The organism is Enteractinococcus helveticum (assembly GCF_020742345.1).
GTDB lineage: Bacteria > Actinomycetota > Actinomycetes > Actinomycetales > Micrococcaceae > Yaniella > Yaniella helvetica_A.
Genome location: NZ_DYXC01000007.1, coordinates 1 through 17829 on the forward strand (window position 1 = coordinate 1; position 17829 = coordinate 17829).

The 17829-nt window shown below is 53.2% G+C and carries 17 protein-coding genes; 15 read left to right on the top strand and 2 right to left on the bottom strand.

Going from position 1 to position 17829, the window contains the following annotated elements:
- The 14 genes from murD to nrdR form a co-directional block, all read left to right on the top strand.
- On the top strand, positions 1 to 1045 hold a 1045-nt coding region (murD, locus tag K8V32_RS00415), incomplete at its 5' end, for a UDP-N-acetylmuramoyl-L-alanine--D-glutamate ligase (RefSeq protein ID WP_303901229.1).
- Between the two features lie 24 nt (positions 1046 to 1069).
- Positions 1070 to 2287, top strand: a complete 1218-nt coding sequence (ftsW, locus tag K8V32_RS00420; RefSeq protein WP_303901231.1) for a putative lipid II flippase FtsW — start codon at positions 1070 to 1072, stop codon at positions 2285 to 2287.
- Complete coding sequence (gene murG, locus K8V32_RS00425; protein ID WP_303901233.1) at positions 2284 to 3399, top strand: undecaprenyldiphospho-muramoylpentapeptide beta-N-acetylglucosaminyltransferase; 1116 nt, start codon at positions 2284 to 2286, stop codon at positions 3397 to 3399. Before ftsW ends, murG begins: the two co-directional genes overlap by 4 nt.
- The gene (murC, locus tag K8V32_RS00430; protein WP_303901235.1) at positions 3396 to 4904 is read left to right on the top strand and encodes a UDP-N-acetylmuramate--L-alanine ligase; all 1509 of its coding nucleotides are present in this window, start codon (positions 3396 to 3398) and stop codon (positions 4902 to 4904) included. The genes murG and murC overlap by 4 nt, the downstream gene beginning before the upstream one ends.
- A gap of 5 nt (positions 4905 to 4909) precedes the next feature.
- Positions 4910 to 5923 (top strand): cell division protein FtsQ/DivIB, encoded by a 1014-nt coding sequence (locus K8V32_RS00435; protein ID WP_303901237.1) that lies wholly within the window; start codon positions 4910 to 4912, stop codon positions 5921 to 5923.
- Between the two features lie 148 nt (positions 5924 to 6071).
- Positions 6072 to 7247: a cell division protein FtsZ gene (ftsZ, locus tag K8V32_RS00440; RefSeq protein ID WP_303901239.1), complete on the top strand. Its 1176-nt coding sequence runs from the start codon at positions 6072 to 6074 to the stop codon at positions 7245 to 7247.
- Positions 7248 to 7269: 22 nt separating this feature from the next.
- Entirely contained in the window at positions 7270 to 7965 is a 696-nt protein-coding gene (locus K8V32_RS00445; protein ID WP_303901241.1) for a purine nucleoside phosphorylase YfiH/LACC1 family protein, read from the top strand.
- A 117-nt stretch (positions 7966 to 8082) separates the two neighbouring features.
- Complete coding sequence (locus K8V32_RS00450; protein ID WP_303901243.1) at positions 8083 to 8640, top strand: cell division protein SepF; 558 nt, start codon at positions 8083 to 8085, stop codon at positions 8638 to 8640.
- A gap of 47 nt (positions 8641 to 8687) precedes the next feature.
- Positions 8688 to 8981: a YggT family protein gene (locus K8V32_RS00455; protein ID WP_303901245.1), complete on the top strand. Its 294-nt coding sequence runs from the start codon at positions 8688 to 8690 to the stop codon at positions 8979 to 8981.
- A gap of 194 nt (positions 8982 to 9175) precedes the next feature.
- Positions 9176 to 9841, top strand: a complete 666-nt coding sequence (locus K8V32_RS00460) for a DivIVA domain-containing protein (RefSeq protein WP_303901247.1) — start codon at positions 9176 to 9178, stop codon at positions 9839 to 9841.
- A gap of 117 nt (positions 9842 to 9958) precedes the next feature.
- Positions 9959 to 10522 carry a signal peptidase II gene (gene lspA, locus K8V32_RS00465; protein ID WP_303901248.1) on the top strand — a complete coding sequence of 188 codons (564 nt, stop codon included), beginning with the start codon at positions 9959 to 9961 and terminating at the stop codon, positions 10520 to 10522.
- 9 nt (positions 10523 to 10531) lie between these two features.
- The gene (locus tag K8V32_RS00470) at positions 10532 to 11458 is read left to right on the top strand and encodes an RluA family pseudouridine synthase (RefSeq protein WP_303901250.1); all 927 of its coding nucleotides are present in this window, start codon (positions 10532 to 10534) and stop codon (positions 11456 to 11458) included.
- 62 nt (positions 11459 to 11520) lie between these two features.
- Positions 11521 to 15099, top strand: coding sequence for a DNA polymerase III subunit alpha (gene dnaE, locus K8V32_RS00475; RefSeq protein WP_303901252.1), 3579 nt, complete (start codon positions 11521 to 11523; stop codon positions 15097 to 15099).
- Between the two features lie 136 nt (positions 15100 to 15235).
- Positions 15236 to 15721, top strand: a complete 486-nt coding sequence (nrdR, locus tag K8V32_RS00480) for a transcriptional regulator NrdR (RefSeq protein WP_303901254.1) — start codon at positions 15236 to 15238, stop codon at positions 15719 to 15721.
- A 58-nt stretch (positions 15722 to 15779) separates the two neighbouring features.
- Here nrdR and map read toward each other — a convergent pair whose 3' ends face one another.
- The gene (map, locus tag K8V32_RS00485; protein WP_303901256.1) at positions 15780 to 16751 is read right to left on the bottom strand and encodes a type I methionyl aminopeptidase; all 972 of its coding nucleotides are present in this window, start codon (positions 16749 to 16751) and stop codon (positions 15780 to 15782) included.
- Positions 16752 to 16798: 47 nt separating this feature from the next.
- Between map and K8V32_RS00490 the strand changes: the two genes are divergently transcribed.
- Positions 16799 to 16993, top strand: coding sequence for an SPOR domain-containing protein (locus K8V32_RS00490; protein ID WP_303901258.1), 195 nt, complete (start codon positions 16799 to 16801; stop codon positions 16991 to 16993).
- On the opposite strand, the gene panB is transcribed toward K8V32_RS00490, so the two are convergent.
- Entirely contained in the window at positions 16990 to 17823 is an 834-nt protein-coding gene (gene panB, locus K8V32_RS00495; RefSeq protein WP_303901260.1) for a 3-methyl-2-oxobutanoate hydroxymethyltransferase, read from the bottom strand. The genes K8V32_RS00490 and panB overlap by 4 nt on opposite strands.
- Positions 17824 to 17829: the final 6 nt, after the last annotated feature.

Here is a 17829-nt window from a genome sequence, read left to right on the forward strand (position 1 = left end):
AGGCCTGGATGCTGTAGCGGTTGGTAATGTTGGAACACCTATTTTGGATGCGATTCGCTACCCAGACGGCTTTGACCTTTTGATCGTAGAACTCTCGTCCTTCCAACTGCACTGGTTACACCACATTGAACCCGAAGCCTCCGTGGTACTGAATCTTGCCGAGGATCATCTGGACTGGCACGATGGATTCGACAACTATGCGGCAGCCAAAGCCAAGATCTATGAAAACACCCACATCGCGGCAATCTATAACGATGAAGAGCCCGCCACCATGCGGATGGTAGAAGAAGCTGATGTGATTGAAGGCTGCCGGGCCATCGGGATCACCACCGATACTCCACAACGATCTATGCTCGGGGTCGTTGATGATCTCCTCGTGGATCGGGCATACCTAGAAAACCGTGCAACTCAAGCTCTCGAACTGGCACATTTTGCTGACATCAGCACACCAGCGCCCAAACATATGGTTTTCAACGCGTTGGCCGCCGCTGCGCTCGTACGGGCCGTGGGAGTGGAACCAGCCGCGGTCCAGGCCGGGCTGCGCAATTACGAACCCGAACCGCACCGCATCCAAGCCGTAGCACATTTCCATGATGTCCTTTGGGTCAACGACTCAAAAGGCACCAACCCGCACGCCACCGATGCAGCGCTAGCGGCTTACGACCCGATCATTTGGATTGCTGGGGGCCTTTCGAAAGGTGCCTCCTACGACCAGCTGGTACAAACCCACAAGTCACATCTCAAAGCGGTCATCTTGATTGGCACCGATCAACAACCCATCATCGATGCATTACAGCGACACGCGCCTGAGGTGCCGATACACACCGACTATCTCAAAGACACTACAGTGGATTTTGCGGATGGCGCCGCGGTCATGCACCACGTCGTACGCTTGGCACACCACTTGGCCCAACCACACGACACGGTCTTGCTCTCGCCGGCGGCGGCTTCAATGGATCAATTTGAAAACTATACTGTGCGCGGAGAACAATTTACCGAAGCCATCGCACAATTTTTATCCGACATGAACTATCCAGGACACTGACACCACAAGCACCAGGAGCACGACATGACGAAAGGTCCAGCACCTCGGGCAGTTCGTATCTGGGATTGGCTAACCGGTAAACACTCCACGAAATCCGCATACTGGATGATTCTGGGCCCCACCCTGGCCCTAACGTTCATCGGTGTGGTCATGGTGCTATCGGCGTCCTCAGTCGAATATATCGGCGGTGCAGGCTCTTTTGCCTCCCTTCGTTCCCAGGGCCTCTACGCCGTCATTGGGATTATCCTGTTGTTCTGGATGGGCAAGTGGCGTCGTACGACCTACCATAGACTTGCTGTTGCCCTGTTAGTCGCATCCATTATTCTGTTGGCCCTAGTATTTACCCCGCTGGGATGGGAAGTTAACGGCAACCGCAACTGGATCCGGGTCGCCGGATTCTCATTCCAGCCCTCCGAAGCAGCCAAACTGGCCTTCTGCGTGTGGTCCGCATATGCCCTGAGCCAAAAGTTCAAATACACCGGTTATGGCAAAAAGTTGTTGGTACCCGTGGTCCTACCGTTTGGTGCGCTCCTGGTATTCTTTGTCGCATTGGGCCGCGACCTGGGTACCGTGCTGATCCTGGCGATGATTATTGCCGTCGTGTTGTATCTAGGTGGTATGCGCGGAAGCTACCTGTTGGGTACCTCAGTTATCGGGCTGGTCTGTGTAGCGATTGCAACTGCGCTCTCATCGAACCGCATGTTGCGGATTCAAGCATGGCTAGGCCAATGCAACCACGCTTCGGACCCTTGTTATCAGTATGAACAAGGCATCTTCGCGTTAGCCTCGGGCGGCTGGTTTGGGCTCGGCCTCGGGCAATCACGCCAAAAATGGTCCTATATACCCGAAGCCGGCAACGACTTCATCTTCACCGTGCTCGGCGAAGAACTTGGGCTACTGGGTGCACTGTTAGTGATTGGGCTATTCATCACCCTGGGGCTTGGCATGTTCCGGGTCGCCTACAACACAACCGACCACTTCGTGCGCATCGCTACCGGCGCCATCATGACCTGGTTACTTGGCCAAGCCTTCATGAACATTGCCATGGTGACCGGATTGCTGCCGGTCATCGGCGTGCCCTTACCGTTTATCTCCGCCGGCGGGTCGGCGCTGCTCATGGCCATCCTTGCAGTGGGAGTAGTGTTATCGTTTGCCCGAAACCAAGCTCACGAACGGCAGCAAAACACCCAGTCTGCGACCACCGATTCCAAGGTCAAAGAAAGCGTACAATCGAGACAATGAATACGACCATGAACGTAGCCTTTTGCGGCGGGGGCACAGCAGGCCACGTGTCACCAATGTTGGCCATGGCTGATGCCCTTGCCAAGAGCTATCAAGACACCGACATCGACGTGAACATTTTGATGATCGGCACCGCCGAAGGTATGGAAGCGACCCTCATTCCCGATGCGGGATATGAATTTGCCACCATTGAAAAAGTCCCGATGCCACGCAGCGTTTCGCTCGACCTGTTCTCCCTGCCGTTTCGGCTGCGTGCCGCAACCCGACAAGCCCGCAAGCTGTTGCGTGAACACCAAACCCAAGTGGTCGTCGGTGTCGGGGGATACGCCGCAACGCCCGTATATCTAGCAGCACGTGCCGAAAAAATACCCGTCATCGTCCATGAAGGCAATGCCCGCCCCGGGCTAGCTAATAAACTCGCCGCACGATTCGCCACGGTTGTGGCCTGTGCGTTTGAAGGCACCGATCTGCCAGGTGCGATCCATGTGGGAATGCCGCTGCGCAGTGAAGTCGCGCAACTGCCTATGGGCCCAACCATGCGAGATGAAGCTCGCCGCTCACTGGGACTAGAGCCAGACAAAACGACCCTGGTGGTGACCGGCGGTTCCTCTGGAGCACAAAATATTAACACCGCCATCGCAGGCGCACTGGATGAACTGTTAGCAACGGGTGCTCAAATCCTGCATCTAACCGGACGCGATAAGGCCGTCACTGACGACGACGGCAACCGGATCGACAAACCCGGCTATGTCCAAGTGGAATATATCGATGGGCTGTCTCGGGTCTACCAAGCCGCTGATCTCATTGTCGCACGGGCAGGTGGCGGGACCGTCCATGAAATTGCCGCAATCGGACTACCCTCAGTGTTGGTTCCCCTGCCTATTGGCAACGGCGAACAAGATCTCAATGCCGCTGGCCTGCGCGAATCCGGGGCCGCCGTCGTCGTCGCCGACGAATATTTCACGTCACAGTGGGTCGCCACTCGCTTACCGGATCTACTCCAAGACCAGGCCCGTTTAGAGTACATGGCCCAGACCGCAAAGAACTTTGGGATCACTGACGCTGCAGAAACCATGGTTCGCATCATTACCGAAACGAAAGTCGCCCGATGACCACACCCGCTATCCCTGCACTGGCCCAGATTCAGCACGCGCACTTTTTAGGTATCGGGGGAGTCGGCGTCTCTGGAATCGCCCGGATCTTTGCAGCCCGGGGAATCACTGTCACCGGCACGGACGCCAAAGATCTTCCAGTTATGCAGCAGCTGCGAGACCTGGGCGCCACCGTGTACGTGGGGTACTCGGCAGAGAATATCACTCAGGCGCAAACTGACACCGGCCAACCGATAGACCTCATTATCGCCTCAACCGTAGCCGGGCCCGAGAATCCAGAACGCCAAGCCGCAGAAGCCGCAGGGATTCCGGTCTATCACCGTTCCCAGGGACTTGCCGCTGCCATGCAGGGCAAAAAGGTTCTGACGATTGCTGGCACCCACGGCAAGACCACCACCTCATCCATGGCTGCAGTCATGTTTGCGGCAGCAGGATACGAACCGTCTTACGCGGTTGGAGCCTCAATTGCCACCCTAGGCACAAACGCCGATCATGGCGCAGGGGAGTGGTTTATCGCTGAAGCCGATGAATCCGACGGCTCGCTGCTCAATTATCGTCCAGACATTTCGATCGTGACCAATATTGAAGCTGACCACCTGGACTACTACGGCACCGAAGCGGCCGTCCACCAAGTCTTCACGGATTTCGCCAACCTCATACATCCCGACGGTGCGCTCATTATCTGCGCCGATGATCCCGGCGCCGAAGCCCTGGGACAACGCTACCGGGATGCCACCACCTTGCGGAACCCCCGGGCCAAGGTGTACACCTATGGCCTGTTGACTAGCCTGAACCCGGCCGAAACTATAAACACCCACGAACAACACCTGGATTTGGCCATCACAGATATCCAGCCGGATGCTTCCGGTACCGGACAGCAGGTGACGTATCGGTTTGCCGATGGCAGCTACCAAATCGTGCAGTTGGCTACACCGGGACGGCACAATGCCCTAAACGCAGCAGGCGTGCTGCTGGCAGCAAAGGTAGCCGGTATACCCGCTGACGCTGCAGTCGAGGGGTTATCAAGCTTCACGGGTTCCGCCCGACGCTTTGAACACCATGGGACCATCAACGAGATTCGCGTCTATGATGACTACGCGCATCACCCCACCGAGGTCACAGCCGCGATTACTGCGGCCAATGCCATGGCCGCAAGCAATAAGGTCCACGTAATTTTTCAACCGCACCTCTACTCGCGAACTCAAAATTTTGCAACAGAATTTGCCAAAGCGCTGTCGAATGCTTCAACATGCCGGGTCTTAGACATTTATCAGGCTCGCGAAACACCCCTTGATGGTGTCACGGCTGAATTGATTACCTCTCAGCTATCCGATGACCTCAAAGCCCGCTATCCACACGCCACCCGGGTGGCGTCACGACAACACGCGGTAGCCTCCGTCGTACAGGCCGCAACCCCGGGCGATATCATCTTGACCCTCGGGGCCGGAGACGTCAATCAACTGATTGACGATATTCTGTACGGACTACAACAACGTAACCCCTAGGCACAATGTCCAAAAACTCATCGAATCAAGGACCAGACAAAGTCACCAATAAATACCCGGGACTCAGCGATAAGAAACCGGTCAAATCTATTTCTGTGCAGCGGCCGTTGGATACGGACCGGAAGACCGTGACCGAAACCAATCTTGAACCGATTCCCGACGACGTCGAGGCACCAGCAGCCAAAAAGAAGCGGCAGAAAAATCCAGCCCGGTCCAAAACCAAACAATCCAGTAAGGAACCCAGGGCCGCTGTCAAAGCCGCAAAGACAGCCTCCGATGATGACATCGTGCTGGAATTGCCGCCCAGCCCTCAGCACCGCAAGGCAAAGCGACGCAAAGCGTTGTGGATATGGGCAGCGGTCATCGTGACGATTCTGACGGCCGGATGGGCGATTTTATATTTCAGCCCAATTCTTGCTATTGAAGACATCTCTCATGAAGGATTAGACCTCGTTGCTGAATCTGAAGCCGAAGAACGCACAGCGGGCTTAGCCGGCACACCCCTGCCACAAGTTACGGATCGCAAGGTCACGGAACTCTTTGCCGAAAATCCAGCGGTTGATCACGTAACATTGCGTGCCGAACCGCCCCACGGTCTGATAGTCATTGTCCATGAGCGCAAGCCTATTGCCATGAGTCCAAGTGGCAAACAATACGTCGTATTTTCTGACGACGGCACAGAGCTTGCACAGATTCCAGCAAAAAGGGCCCAAGAGTTTGACCTACCGGTCGTGGCTTCGGCATCGGACGTGACCGACCAAGAAGTCTTCGACACCATTACCACTGTTTTGGGCTCATTACCCGAAGACCTACGCGACCAAGTCCGAGCTGCATCAGGGTCGTCAATCGATTCCATTGAGCTTGAATTAAGTTCGGGCAAAATGGTCATGTGGGGAAATAGTGAACAACCTGAGAAAAAAGCTCAAGTCCTAAAAGCGCTGCTAGGCCTTGATGAAACAGCAGCGGAGCAAATCTCCGAGTATGATGTTTCTGCCCCGGACTTTCCGGTCACTCGATAGCTTTTTGAGTGTATTTAGCACTATCGTGCCGACACACGGACGATGGTCATTGCCCCGGTGCGACCTGCAGCATATCGTGTGCTAATGAAGGAAACTTGGACGCAGCAGGAACTTCGTCCCACCACGAACGCAGAATAGGGATCATATCGTGACTTCACCCCAGAACTACCTGGCCGTCATCAAAGTTGTTGGTGTCGGCGGCGGCGGCGTGAACGCTGTCAACCGAATGATCGATGTCGGATTGCGCGGCGTTGAATTCATCGCCATTAACACCGATGCACAGGCACTGCTGATGTCCTCTGCCGAAGTGAAACTCGACGTTGGGCGCGAGCTCACGCGTGGACTAGGTGCTGGAGCCGATCCAGAAGTTGGCCGGCAAGCTGCTGAGGACCACGTTGAAGAAATCGAAGCCGCGCTCAAAGGCGCAGACATGGTATTTGTCACCGCTGGTGAAGGTGGCGGTACTGGCACCGGTGCTGCACCGGTTGTTGCACGTGTAGCTCGTTCACTCGGTGCCCTCACCATTGGTGTTGTGACACGACCTTTCACCTTCGAGGGGCGCCGTCGTGCAACGAACGCTGAATCCGGCATCGAAGCACTGCGCGACGAAGTTGACACGCTGATCGTGATTCCAAACGACCGCCTGCTGTCAATTTCCGATCGCTCGATTTCCATAATGGAAGCCTTTGAAGAAGCCGATAAAGTCTTATTATCCGGTGTCCAAGGTATTACCGACCTCATTACTACCGCGGGCCTGATCAACCTTGACTTTGCTGACGTGAAGTCCGTAATGCAGGGTGCTGGTTCGGCCCTGATGGGGCTGGGCGCTGCACAGGGTGAAAACCGTGCGGTCGAAGCTACCGAAGCTGCGATCGCCTCTCCTCTGTTAGAAGCCTCGATCGACGGCGCACATGGCGTACTGCTTTCCATTCAGGGCGGTACCGATATGGGCTTATTTGAAATCAACGAAGCAGCCCGCATGGTTCAAGAAGTGGCTCACCCAGAAGCCAATATCATTTTCGGTGCCGTGATCTCCGACAACCTTGGCGACGAAGTACGTGTCACCGTGATCGCTGCAGGTTTTGATGATCCGGTTCCAGCCGCTCAGGAAACACCACAGGCACAGGTTGCCTCACCTGTTGCCTCCGTGTCGGCCATCAGCCCGGTCGCAACACCGGAATCCAATCACGTTGGCCAAACGAACGACGCTGCTTCGAGCCCGCAGGAAGACACCGAGAAGTCCAACGTCGAACCATTGCCCACGGTTGTGGAATCTTCCAGCCGCCGCAACGACGACCTGGATGTGCCAGATTTCCTCAAGTAAGCCACTGATCTACCAGCGCCGCATGGACACCGGCCACCAGGTGGGATTTACTTCCACTGCTGCCGGGAACATGTCAATGACGGTACTGGCTCAGTCCGAAACGGTTCAAAACATCACCGACAACCGGCGTGAGATTGAACGCAAGCTTGGTATTTCCCCAGGCACAACTCGTTTTGTGTCCCAAACTCATTCCACCACCGTCCTCACGGCCGGTGATAGTGGATGGGCACAACAGGACACAATCGGTGAAGGTGACGCAATTATCTCACCAGATGGCACTGATCCCATCGCCATTCTGGTAGCTGATTGTTTGCCTATTGCGTTCACAACCAACTATGGGCCTACCGCGATAGCTCACGCAGGACGAGTCGGGCTCTTAGGTGGGATCCTACAAAACACCGTAGAACGCCTACGTGCATACGATGACGACGGTACCGGCAAGATCCAAGCCATCATCGGCCCTGGTATTTGCGGTCAATGTTATGAAGTTCCAGAAGCTATGCGCAGTGAAGTGTCTCGAGAATATCCCGAGATTGCCAGTGTATCTTCATGGGGCACTGCGTCCTTGGATTTGCCCACAACCGCAGAACGTATCCTGCAAGAAGCAAATATTGAGGTACATCGCGTCGCCGAATGTACCTATACCAATCAACAGTTATATTCGCACCGCCGGGAACCTGGCATCGGGCGAATTGCCGGTTTTGTCTGGAAACCCTAGAGTTTCTTTTCGAATAGCGTGCGACACACCGCACTAACGTGCGTATTTCCAAAGATTTTTGGTGTTTGTCTACTAGGGTCAATAGTGTCCTAGAACCATCAAGGATTTGAGGTGCGCATGGTTAGCGGATTCAAAAAGGCCATGATCCGAATGGGTCTGGCTGATAGTGACGAAGCGTTTGAACAAGAACTTCTAGAACAGGAACGCAAGACAAGTCCTGCACTAGCTGACGTTCCAGAAATGTCTGAAACGTCTCAAACAGCACCAGAACCCGTCAAGCCGGTGGAATCCAAGCCGTCCAGCCCTCGTACGGTGCCTGACGACAAGGATGACTACCGTGCACCGGTCACACCGATTAAACGTGTGGTCCAGTCCCGAGAGGAAAGCGCTGAAGTGCATAAATTGCGTACTATTCATCCGCGTTCGTACAACGACGCCAAGCTCATCGGTGAAGCGATTCGATCCGGAATGCCCGTGATCATCAACGTTACTGATATGGCAGAGTCGGAAGCGAAACGGTTGGTGGACTTCTCCGCAGGACTAGCCTTTGGTCTGCACGGTGCGATTGAACGAGTCACAAATAAGGTGTTTCTGTTGACACCAACGAACGTAGAAAACGTTGTTGACGGTCACTCCAGTGCAAACCAAGATGAAGACTTCTTCGACCAGGCATAATGTATGTAGCTGACCACGAAACGCATCGACGAAGAAACTGAGGACTCGTGCAATTACTTTGGACCCTGGTGTACTTGGTGACCACCATTTACTTCTTCATCCTTGTAGTACGAATCCTCTACTCCTTGGTCAATGTCTTCGTACGGGACTGGCGGCCGCGCAGCATAAATTTGATCATTGCAGAACTTGTTATGACGCTAACCGACCCTCCGCTGCGCTTCTTCCGCCGTTTCATACCTCCGCTGCGACTCGGACAGGTCTCTTTGGACCTATCTTTCATCGTGGTATTTCTTATCGTGATGATCATCAGATTTATCGCACTCCAAGGCGCCACAGCCTGATTAGAATCAAGTAATATTGCTCAATACAATAGAGATTTAGTCGTAACAGCCACGTCAACTACTCGTTTAGTGAGTTACGGTGCTAATGTTAACTAATAGAGACATAAGTAGACGTGAGTTATGCACTCAAACTACTCATTAGAAAACAAAATGTTTTCGTATTTTGTACAGGACCACGTAATTGGGGTGACCACATGGCTCTCACGCCGGAAGTTGTAGTCAATAAGAAATTCCAAGTCACGAAATTTCGTGAAGGCTACGACCAAGACGAAGTAGATGATTTTCTCGATGAGATCGTTGAGGAATTGCGCCGTCTCAATCAAGAAAACGACGAACTGCGCCGTCAAGTAGCAGAGCTTGAAGCTCAAACCGGTGAATCTGCACCCGTACCAGCCCCTGTACCTGCGGACGGTGTTGAGGAAGAATCCACCGCTGAAGAACTACCAGTGGCCGAGGCTGAACCAGTCGTCGAAGATGCTGCCGTAGAACCAGAACCTGAAATTGTTCAAACTGCTCCTGCTGCACCAGCAGCCCCTGCAGAACCCTCTCCCGAAACTACCGCTGAATCAGCAGCCGGTGTGTTGGCCATGGCACAGCGTCTGCATGATGAATACGTTGCCGAAGGTGAACGTAAACGCGACGAGATCATTTCTGAAGCCGAGCGCGAAGCAAACCGCATGGTGACTGAAGCGCAAGAAACCTCCCGCAAGACCCTCGAAGAATTCGAAAAGCGCAAGACGACCTTGGAACGCGAAGTCGAAGAACTTCGTGGCTTCGAACGCGATTACCGTTCGCGTCTGCGTGCTTTTATCGAAAACCAGCTGCAGGACCTCGACTCTCAAGCTCGGGTCACAGACTAGCTTTTGGCACCTATCCGACAACCCGATGTTGTCGAGGCCATCACCAATGGTCGGCTATTTCGCAGAAAATAGCCGACCATTGTGTTTGCATAACTCTTTCTTGCCCTAGGAGCCCCTGTGGTCAAAAGCCCTGAGCCAGTTTCTCAACGTGCCTGGTGGATCGCCCTGATCCCGATGGTAATTGCGTATATCGCCGACCTGTGGTCCAAAGAAGCCGTGCTCGCCAACATGACCGAGGGACAACGGATTCCCGTCATAGAGCCCATCTTGTCCTGGCACTTCATCCGCAACCCGGGTGCAGCGTTTTCCATTGGTACCGAGTACACCTGGATTTTTACCATCATTCAAGCAGCCGGACTCGTTCTGGTCTTGTATCTCATCCTCTTCCGGGCTCGGACCCTGCCCTGGCTGATCACCCTGGGCTGCCTCGGCGCTGGCATTGCCGGAAACCTCACGGATCGGCTATTTCGCGAACCTGGTTTCGGCGTAGGGCACGTGATCGACTTTATCGCACTCCCGAATTTTGCAATATTCAATATCGCAGATTCCTTCATTGTGGTGTCGATCATCGTGATCGTGATTCTTGTGATGATGGGAAGAACGCTTGATGGCAAACCCGAGACTGATACCACAACACAAAACCAGTCAGACGACACACCGACATCCGGAGATCGTGACTAGGGTAGTGGCATGACCACATCCAAACCCCAGCATCTCACAGTGGAGATACGTGATCCAAGTCGCGCAGACTCTGCTGTAGCCCAGGCAGCGGATATCTCGCGAACCAAGGCTGCTGAATGGATTCAGCGCGGATTAGTACAGATCAATGATGCAACCGCGGTGAAATCCACCAAAGTGCACTCCGGTGATATTCTCACCATAAGTATTCCAGATGATCCCGATCCGCTTGAGGTGAAGCCAGAACTCGTGCAAGACTTAATCGTCGTTGACGACGAAGCACATTACGTTGTCATTGATAAGCCGGTGGGAGTAGCGGCTCATCCGTCACAAGGGTGGCGAGGTCCCACCGTCGTTGGTGGTCTCGCTGCACTAGGTATCGATGTGGCAACGTCCGGGCCGCCCGAACGTCAAGGCATCGTTCAACGTTTAGACGTTGGGACATCGGGACTCATGGTCGTTGCCAAGACTGAAATAGCCTATAGCCGTCTAAAACAGGCTTTTCACGATCGCACCCCGACACGAAATTATCATGCGATGCTTGAGGGGCTGCCTGATCCACTCAACGGTACGATCGATGCACCAATTGACCGTATGCCTGGGCACGAATGGCGTTTCGGTGTCGTCGAGGGCGGCAAAGAAGCGATTACCGACTACGAAACTTTGGAATCGTTTGGCACGGCGACATTAGTTGATGTGCGGCTACGAACCGGACGAACTCACCAAATCCGCGTCCACTTTTCTGCGTTAAACCATCCGTTAGTAGGGGATCTCACCTATGGTGCGGATGCTGGGCTTGCAGCTGAACTTGGTTTGACCCGTCAATGGCTACATGCCGTAGGGCTGGGGTTTCACCACCCGGTGACAGGCCAGGTCATGACCTATACCGCCGATTACCCCATGGATCTGCAATACGCGCTCGACCGCCTAAGAGATTAAATGTAGAAAACGACTAGACTGTCTCACGCGAGTCAAACAACTATCCGGAGGTCGATCGATAGATGGCTGGGGGCAGCGCCCAACGCGATGGTTTTGTTCACCTTCATACGCACACTGAATATTCGATGCTCGATGGTGCCGCAAAACTTGATGAATTATTTGCCGAGGCGAATCGTATCGGTCAAGATGCTCTTGCCATCACCGATCACGGCTATTTGTTTGGTGCCTATGATTTCTGGAATAGGGCCCAACAGTACGGCATTAAACCCATCATTGGTATGGAAGCGTATTTGGCGCCCGGTCAACAACATCGAACCGATAAAACGCGTATCCGCTGGGGAGACCCCGACCAGCGTGGCGATGACGTCTCAGGCGGTGGAGCCTACACGCACATGACCTTGTTGTCCAAGAACAACACCGGCATGCATAATCTGTTTCGGATGGGTTCACTGGCATCACTAGATTCTGTTTATGCAAAATGGCCACGTATCGATCGTGAACTGCTCAATGAGTACTCCGAAGGTTTGATTGCTACCACCGGGTGTCCGTCAGGGGAAGTGCAAACTCGATTACGCCTTGGCCAATACAAAGAAGCCATCGATGCTGCAGCAGAGTTCCGCGACATTTTTGGTAAAGAAAATTTCTATGTCGAAATCATGCAGCACGACCTAGAAATCGAACGCCGGATCTTCAAAGATCTGATTCAACTGTCAAAAGATCTTGCGTTGCCACTGGTAGCAACGAACGATCTGCACTATACCCACCAGCATGACGCCAAACACCACGAAGCGTTGCTGGCTTTGCAGTCTGGCTCAAAACTCGACGAACCGACCTACGATGAAGGCGGGTCGCGGTTCGCTTTTTCCGGCAGTGAATACTATTTGAAATCTGCGGCTGAAATGCGGGCACTGTTTTCAGAGTTCCCAGACGCGTTGGATAACACGTTAGTAATTGCCGAACGGTGTGATGTCAGCTTTAATACTGATGCCAACTACATGCCAAAGTTCCCCACCCCGCCGGGCGAGGACGAAACCAGCTGGCTCATCAAAGAAGTCAACAAAGGGCTTCGTAACCGTTACCCTCAAGGGGTGCCAGCCGAAGTTCAAAAGCAGGCTGATTACGAACTTGAAGTCATCATTAATATGGGCTTCCCAGGCTACTTCCTCGTGGTGGCAGACTTCATTAACTGGGCCAAGCAACAAGGTATCCGAGTTGGTCCAGGTCGTGGATCAGGCGCCGGATCCATGGTGGCGTTCGCCCTACGCATCACTGAACTAGACCCACTGAAGCACGGGCTGATCTTTGAACGTTTCTTGAACCCAGACCGTGTCTCGATGCCTGACTTCGATGTGGACTTTGACGATCGTCGTCGTAGCGAAGTTATTGACTACGTGACAGAAAAATATGGCGACGAACGCGTAGCCATGATCGTCACCTACGGAACCATTAAGACTAAACAAGCCCTCAAAGACTCCGCCCGGGTATTGGGGAAACCGTTTTCCATGGGCGACCAACTGACCAAGGCGCTACCGCCAGCTGTGATGGCCAAAGACATTCCACTGGCCGACATCGAAAACCCAGAGGCACCTCGCTATTCTGAAGCAGGCGACTTCCGGGAACTGTTGCAAAATGATCCAGAAGCTCAAGAAGTCTTCGAAACCGCAAAGGGCATCGAAGGCCTGATACGTCAGTGGGGTGTCCACGCTGCGGGTGTGATCATGTCCTCGGATCCGATCATTGACATCATTCCGCTCATGCGACGCCTCGTCGATGGGCAGGTCATCACTCAGTTTGACTACCCAACCGCTGAAACGTTGGGTCTGATCAAAATGGACTTCCTAGGACTGCGCAACCTCACGGTGATCTCTGACGCGGTAGAAAACATCAAGCTCAACCGGGACTTCACCCTAGATCTTGAAAGTCTTGAGCTCGATGATGAAGCCTCTTATAAGCTGCTGGCTCGTGGTGATACCCTGGGTGTGTTTCAGCTCGATGGTGGTCCGATGCGAGCACTGTTGAAGCTCATGCGACCTGACAACTTTGAAGATATTTCTGCGACGTTGGCACTGTATCGTCCAGGACCGATGGGCGCGAACTCTCACAACAACTACGCGTTGCGTAAAAACGGGTTGCAAGAGGTTACACCTATTCACGCAGAGCTCGCAGAACCACTCGAAGAAATTCTTGGCGTGACCTACGGCTTGATTGTCTATCAGGAACAGGTCATGTCGATTGCTCAGAAGGTCGCAGGCTACTCGTTGGGCCAAGCCGATATTTTGCGTCGTGCAATGGGAAAAAAGAAAAAGGCCGAACTGGATAAACAGTACGCAAGCTTCCAACAGGGTATGTTGGATAACGGTTACTCACAAGATGCCATTACAGCGTTGTGGGATATCTTGTTGCCGTTCTCGGATTATGCGTTTAACAAAGCACACTCAGCCGCTTATGGACTGGTGTCCTACTGGACGGCGTATCTGAAGGCGCATTACCCTGCTGAGTACATGGCCGCGCTGTTAACCTCGGTGTCTCATGACAAAGACAAACTAGCCATCTACCTTAACGAGTGTCGTCGGATGGACATTAAAGTGCTGCCACCCGATGTCAATGAGTCTGAACAGAACTTCACCCCAGTCGGCAGCGATATTCGTTTTGGGATGGGAGCGGTGCGCAACGTCGGTGCTCACGTGGTGGCCGGTATGGTCAAGGCCCGAGAAGAGCAAGGCGCTTTCACAACTTTCCAAGACTTTTTTAAAAAAGTTCCGCAAGAAGTCTGTAATAAGCGAACCATCGAATCGGTGATTAAAGCCGGTGGGTTTGACTCATTGAACTATACGCGCAGGTCATTGCTCGCCGTGCATGAGGAAGCCGTTGACGCGTCCATGGTGCAGAAACGTCAAGAAGCTAATAACCAATTCGATTTCTTTTCCCTGCTGGAAGACACCGAAGACACAGGTGTTGATACCGGCTTTGGTATTTCTGTTCCAGACCTCCCAGAATGGGATAAGAAAACAAAGCTTGCCTTTGAACGAGAGATGATCGGGCTGTATGTGTCCGACCACCCGCTGCAAGGCCTGGAACAAGTCTTAGACCAGCACGCTGACCATACGGTCAGCCAGATTCTCGATGATGAAGGTCCTGCTGACGGCTCATTTGTCACGATAGCCGGGCTCATTACCTCACTAGAACGTCGAGTCGCCAAAACCTCGGGTAATCCTTATGCTCGAGCAGAGGTAGAAGACCTTGCTGCATCCATTGACGTGATGTTCTTTGGCAGAGTGTACGAGCCAATTTCCAGTGTTATTGCAGAAGACCTTGTGGTCTCGATCAAGGGCCGAGTTCAACGTCGGGATGATGGCTCTGTGGTGATCTCTGCTCAAGAGATGACCATCATTGACACCACAGATCTCGGTTCTGACGGTCCGCTAAACTTGACGATTCCGTCATTCAAAGCAACTGAACCATTGATCCGACAACTTGGTGATGTGCTGAGAAACCATTCTGGTACAACGGATGTGAATATCAAGCTTGTGGGCAATCTCAGTATGGAAATCATGCGAGTCGGACCCCAATATAAGGTCAACCCGAACCCGGCCCTCTACGGAGATTTAAAGGTTTTGTTAGGACCTTCTTGTCTCGAATAGGAGCGCGTAACACCTCTTAAGAACGCCCCCTAGAATCATCGGCTCACTATATGTAGTACCCCTATGGGTTGAACTACAACTACATGTAGGGATAGTATGTGCTTAGACCTAGTTCATAGAGAGGTTTACTTCCCCCATGCACTGTCCTTTTTGTCGACATGAAGAATCCCGCGTAGTAGACTCGCGGTCACTAGAGGACGGTTCGGCAATCCGGCGCAGGCGTGAATGCCGGTCGTGCGATAAACGTTTCACCACGATAGAAACCACATCCTTGAGCGTTATTAAGCGCTCAGGTGTGGCCGAACCGTTCAACCGTGCCAAAGTTATTAATGGAGTTCGCAAAGCCTGTCAGGGCAGACCAGTTTCTAACGACGACTTAGCAAAGCTGGCCCAGGAAGTTGAAGAAGCCATCAGAGCGACCGGCCATGCTGAGATCGATGCTCACGAAGTCGGCTTGGCGATCCTGGGACCGCTGCGTCGATTAGATCAGGTAGCGTATTTGCGCTTTGCTTCGGTGTATCAAGACTTTGATAATCTGGCTGATTTTGAAAAAGCTATTCAAGAACTACGGGAACGACCCGAAGCGGAGGAACCACTGCAGACTAAACTGTTTGTCCGCTAAGAGGATCCGGTGGGGCCTGGAAGGGGAAGCCAGGCCCCACCGGTATGCTCGTGAGCTGTTAGTCGACAGTCGTCAAGATGTCTGCGCCGTCGTCAGTGACAACAATCGTATGTTCGAATTGGGCACTGCGTTTGCGATCCTTGGTCACAACCGTCCAGCCGTCGGACCACATCTCCCAGGCAATATCACCCAGGGTTAACATTGGTTCGATCGTAAAGACCATCCCCGGGACCATGACTTCATTATGACGCGGAGCTGTGTCGTAATGTGGCACGATCAATCCCGAGTGGAACTCGCGGCCGACACCGTGTCCCACAAAATCTTCGACTACTCCATAACCAAAACGCTTCGCGTAGGTTTCGATTACGCGACCGATCACATTAATTTCGCGTCCCGGTTTGACTGCTTTAATTGCGCGTTCGAGCGCTTTTTCGGTGCGCTCGACAAGTAGTTTCGACTCTTCGTCCACGGTACCCACTACGAATGTCTTATTGTGATCTCCGTGGTGGCCATCCTTATATACGGTGATGTCAATATTGATGATGTCGCCGTCTTCTAGCATGGTGTCGTCAGGAATCCCATGACAGATTACTTCATTGAGCGAGGTAGTCATGGATTTGGGATATTCCTTGTAGCCCAGCGTGGAAGGCCAGGCGTCTTGGGAAATGATGAACTCGTGGCCAATACGATCCAGCTCAGCGGTGGTGATTCCGGGCTGAATGTGTTGTTCCACCCGGTTCATGGCCTCGGCTGCCAAACGTGAGGCGGCGCGGATCTTTGCGATACCTTCGGCATCATATACATCACCGTAGAGACCCTCGATGGCTTCCTTTTTCCCCACATAGTCTGGACGTTCTATGTGATCAGGGACTGGTAGCTGGGGTGCAACATAACCCGGGGCCAACCGGCCTCGCGGTGCCAGTGATCCTGGTTCACCGCGCGGAGGAGAATCAACCGGGTGATTATGCGAATTGGGTGATCCTGGCTCAATCAAGGAACGAGACGCAAGGTTCGGTGGTGTAGAAGTCATAAACACAAGTCTATCTGCCCGCTGGCTGCATCTGGTATGAAAGAAGTATGAGCGAAGAGAAACGTTACTGGTACAACGTCAAAACTGGGGAAGTCGAGGACGGCCCCCAATCATTTTCCAAAGATCGGATTGGCCCCTTTGCGACACGTAAAGAAGCCGAACACGCGCTCGAGACTTACGCTCAACGCAATAGGGCCTGGGACGAAGAGGACGACGAGGACGAAGGGTGGGGGATTCTCTAAAAGCTATGATCGTCGTCAGGAAACTCAGCTTTCAACACGTCCTGACGGTACTGCCGAGCAGCATCTGACAATACTTGGCCGACATCAGCATATTTTTTAACAAATGATGGAACATGTCCGCGATTGAGCCCGAAAGCATCCTGCCAGACGAGAACCTGACCGGTGGTGCCGTTACCGGCGCCAATCCCGACAGTCGGGATGGTCAGAGCTTTATCCACTGCGGCAGCAACATCGGCAGGGACCATTTCCATCAATAACATCATGGCCCCGGCGTCCTGCAATACAAGAGCTTCTTCAACCATGCGATTGGTTGCATCGGCTTCGCGGCCCTGGACACGATAACCACCCAACACATGCTCTGACTGCGGGGTAAAACCGGTGTGTGCTACAACCGCGACCCCGGCGGCGGTGAGTGCTTGAATATGTGGTGCGTATGTTACGCCGCCCTCCATTTTTACCGCAGAAATGCCGGTCTCTTTGACTAACCGAATGCCTGACTCGACCGCTTGCTCAACGGAAGCCTCATATGAACCAAACGGAAGATCGGCCAGTACAAAGGCTCGCTGAGTCCCGGCAACCACTGCTTTAGAAAACGTGATCATATCTTCCATGGTCACGCCCAATGTGGAGCTTTGACCCTGAATGACATTGCCCAACGAATCACCGATTAACAAGGTCTCCACCCCGGCTTCATCAAAGATGTGAGCCGTCATCGCGTCGTAGCACGTCAACATGGCAAACTTGCCGCCGGCGTCTTTAATTTGTTGAAAGTGGACGGAACGGTACCGTGTTGGAGTTTTTTTCAATACTGAATACGGGGAATCAACCATGCCAAC

Bases quoted from the DNA above. Each gene is read 5' to 3' on its own strand.
- panB (WP_303901260.1), bottom strand. From the start codon at position 17,823: ATGGTTGATTCCCCGTATTCAGTATTGAAAAAAACTCCAACACGGTAC.
- K8V32_RS00445 (WP_303901241.1), top strand. From the start codon at position 7,270: ATGGACACCGGCCACCAGGTGGGATTTACTTCCACTGCTGCCGGGAAC.
- K8V32_RS00490 (WP_303901258.1), top strand. From the start codon at position 16,799: ATGAGCGAAGAGAAACGTTACTGGTACAACGTCAAAACTGGGGAAGTC.
- nrdR (WP_303901254.1), top strand. From the start codon at position 15,236: ATGCACTGTCCTTTTTGTCGACATGAAGAATCCCGCGTAGTAGACTCG.
- map (WP_303901256.1), bottom strand. From the start codon at position 16,751: ATGACTTCTACACCACCGAACCTTGCGTCTCGTTCCTTGATTGAGCCA.
- dnaE (WP_303901252.1), top strand. From the start codon at position 11,521: ATGGCTGGGGGCAGCGCCCAACGCGATGGTTTTGTTCACCTTCATACG.
- ftsW (WP_303901231.1), top strand. From the start codon at position 1,070: ATGACGAAAGGTCCAGCACCTCGGGCAGTTCGTATCTGGGATTGGCTA.
- K8V32_RS00460 (WP_303901247.1), top strand. From the start codon at position 9,176: ATGGCTCTCACGCCGGAAGTTGTAGTCAATAAGAAATTCCAAGTCACG.
- murG (WP_303901233.1), top strand. From the start codon at position 2,284: ATGAATACGACCATGAACGTAGCCTTTTGCGGCGGGGGCACAGCAGGC.
- K8V32_RS00470 (WP_303901250.1), top strand. From the start codon at position 10,532: ATGACCACATCCAAACCCCAGCATCTCACAGTGGAGATACGTGATCCA.
- K8V32_RS00450 (WP_303901243.1), top strand. From the start codon at position 8,083: ATGGTTAGCGGATTCAAAAAGGCCATGATCCGAATGGGTCTGGCTGAT.
- murC (WP_303901235.1), top strand. From the start codon at position 3,396: ATGACCACACCCGCTATCCCTGCACTGGCCCAGATTCAGCACGCGCAC.
- K8V32_RS00435 (WP_303901237.1), top strand. From the start codon at position 4,910: ATGTCCAAAAACTCATCGAATCAAGGACCAGACAAAGTCACCAATAAA.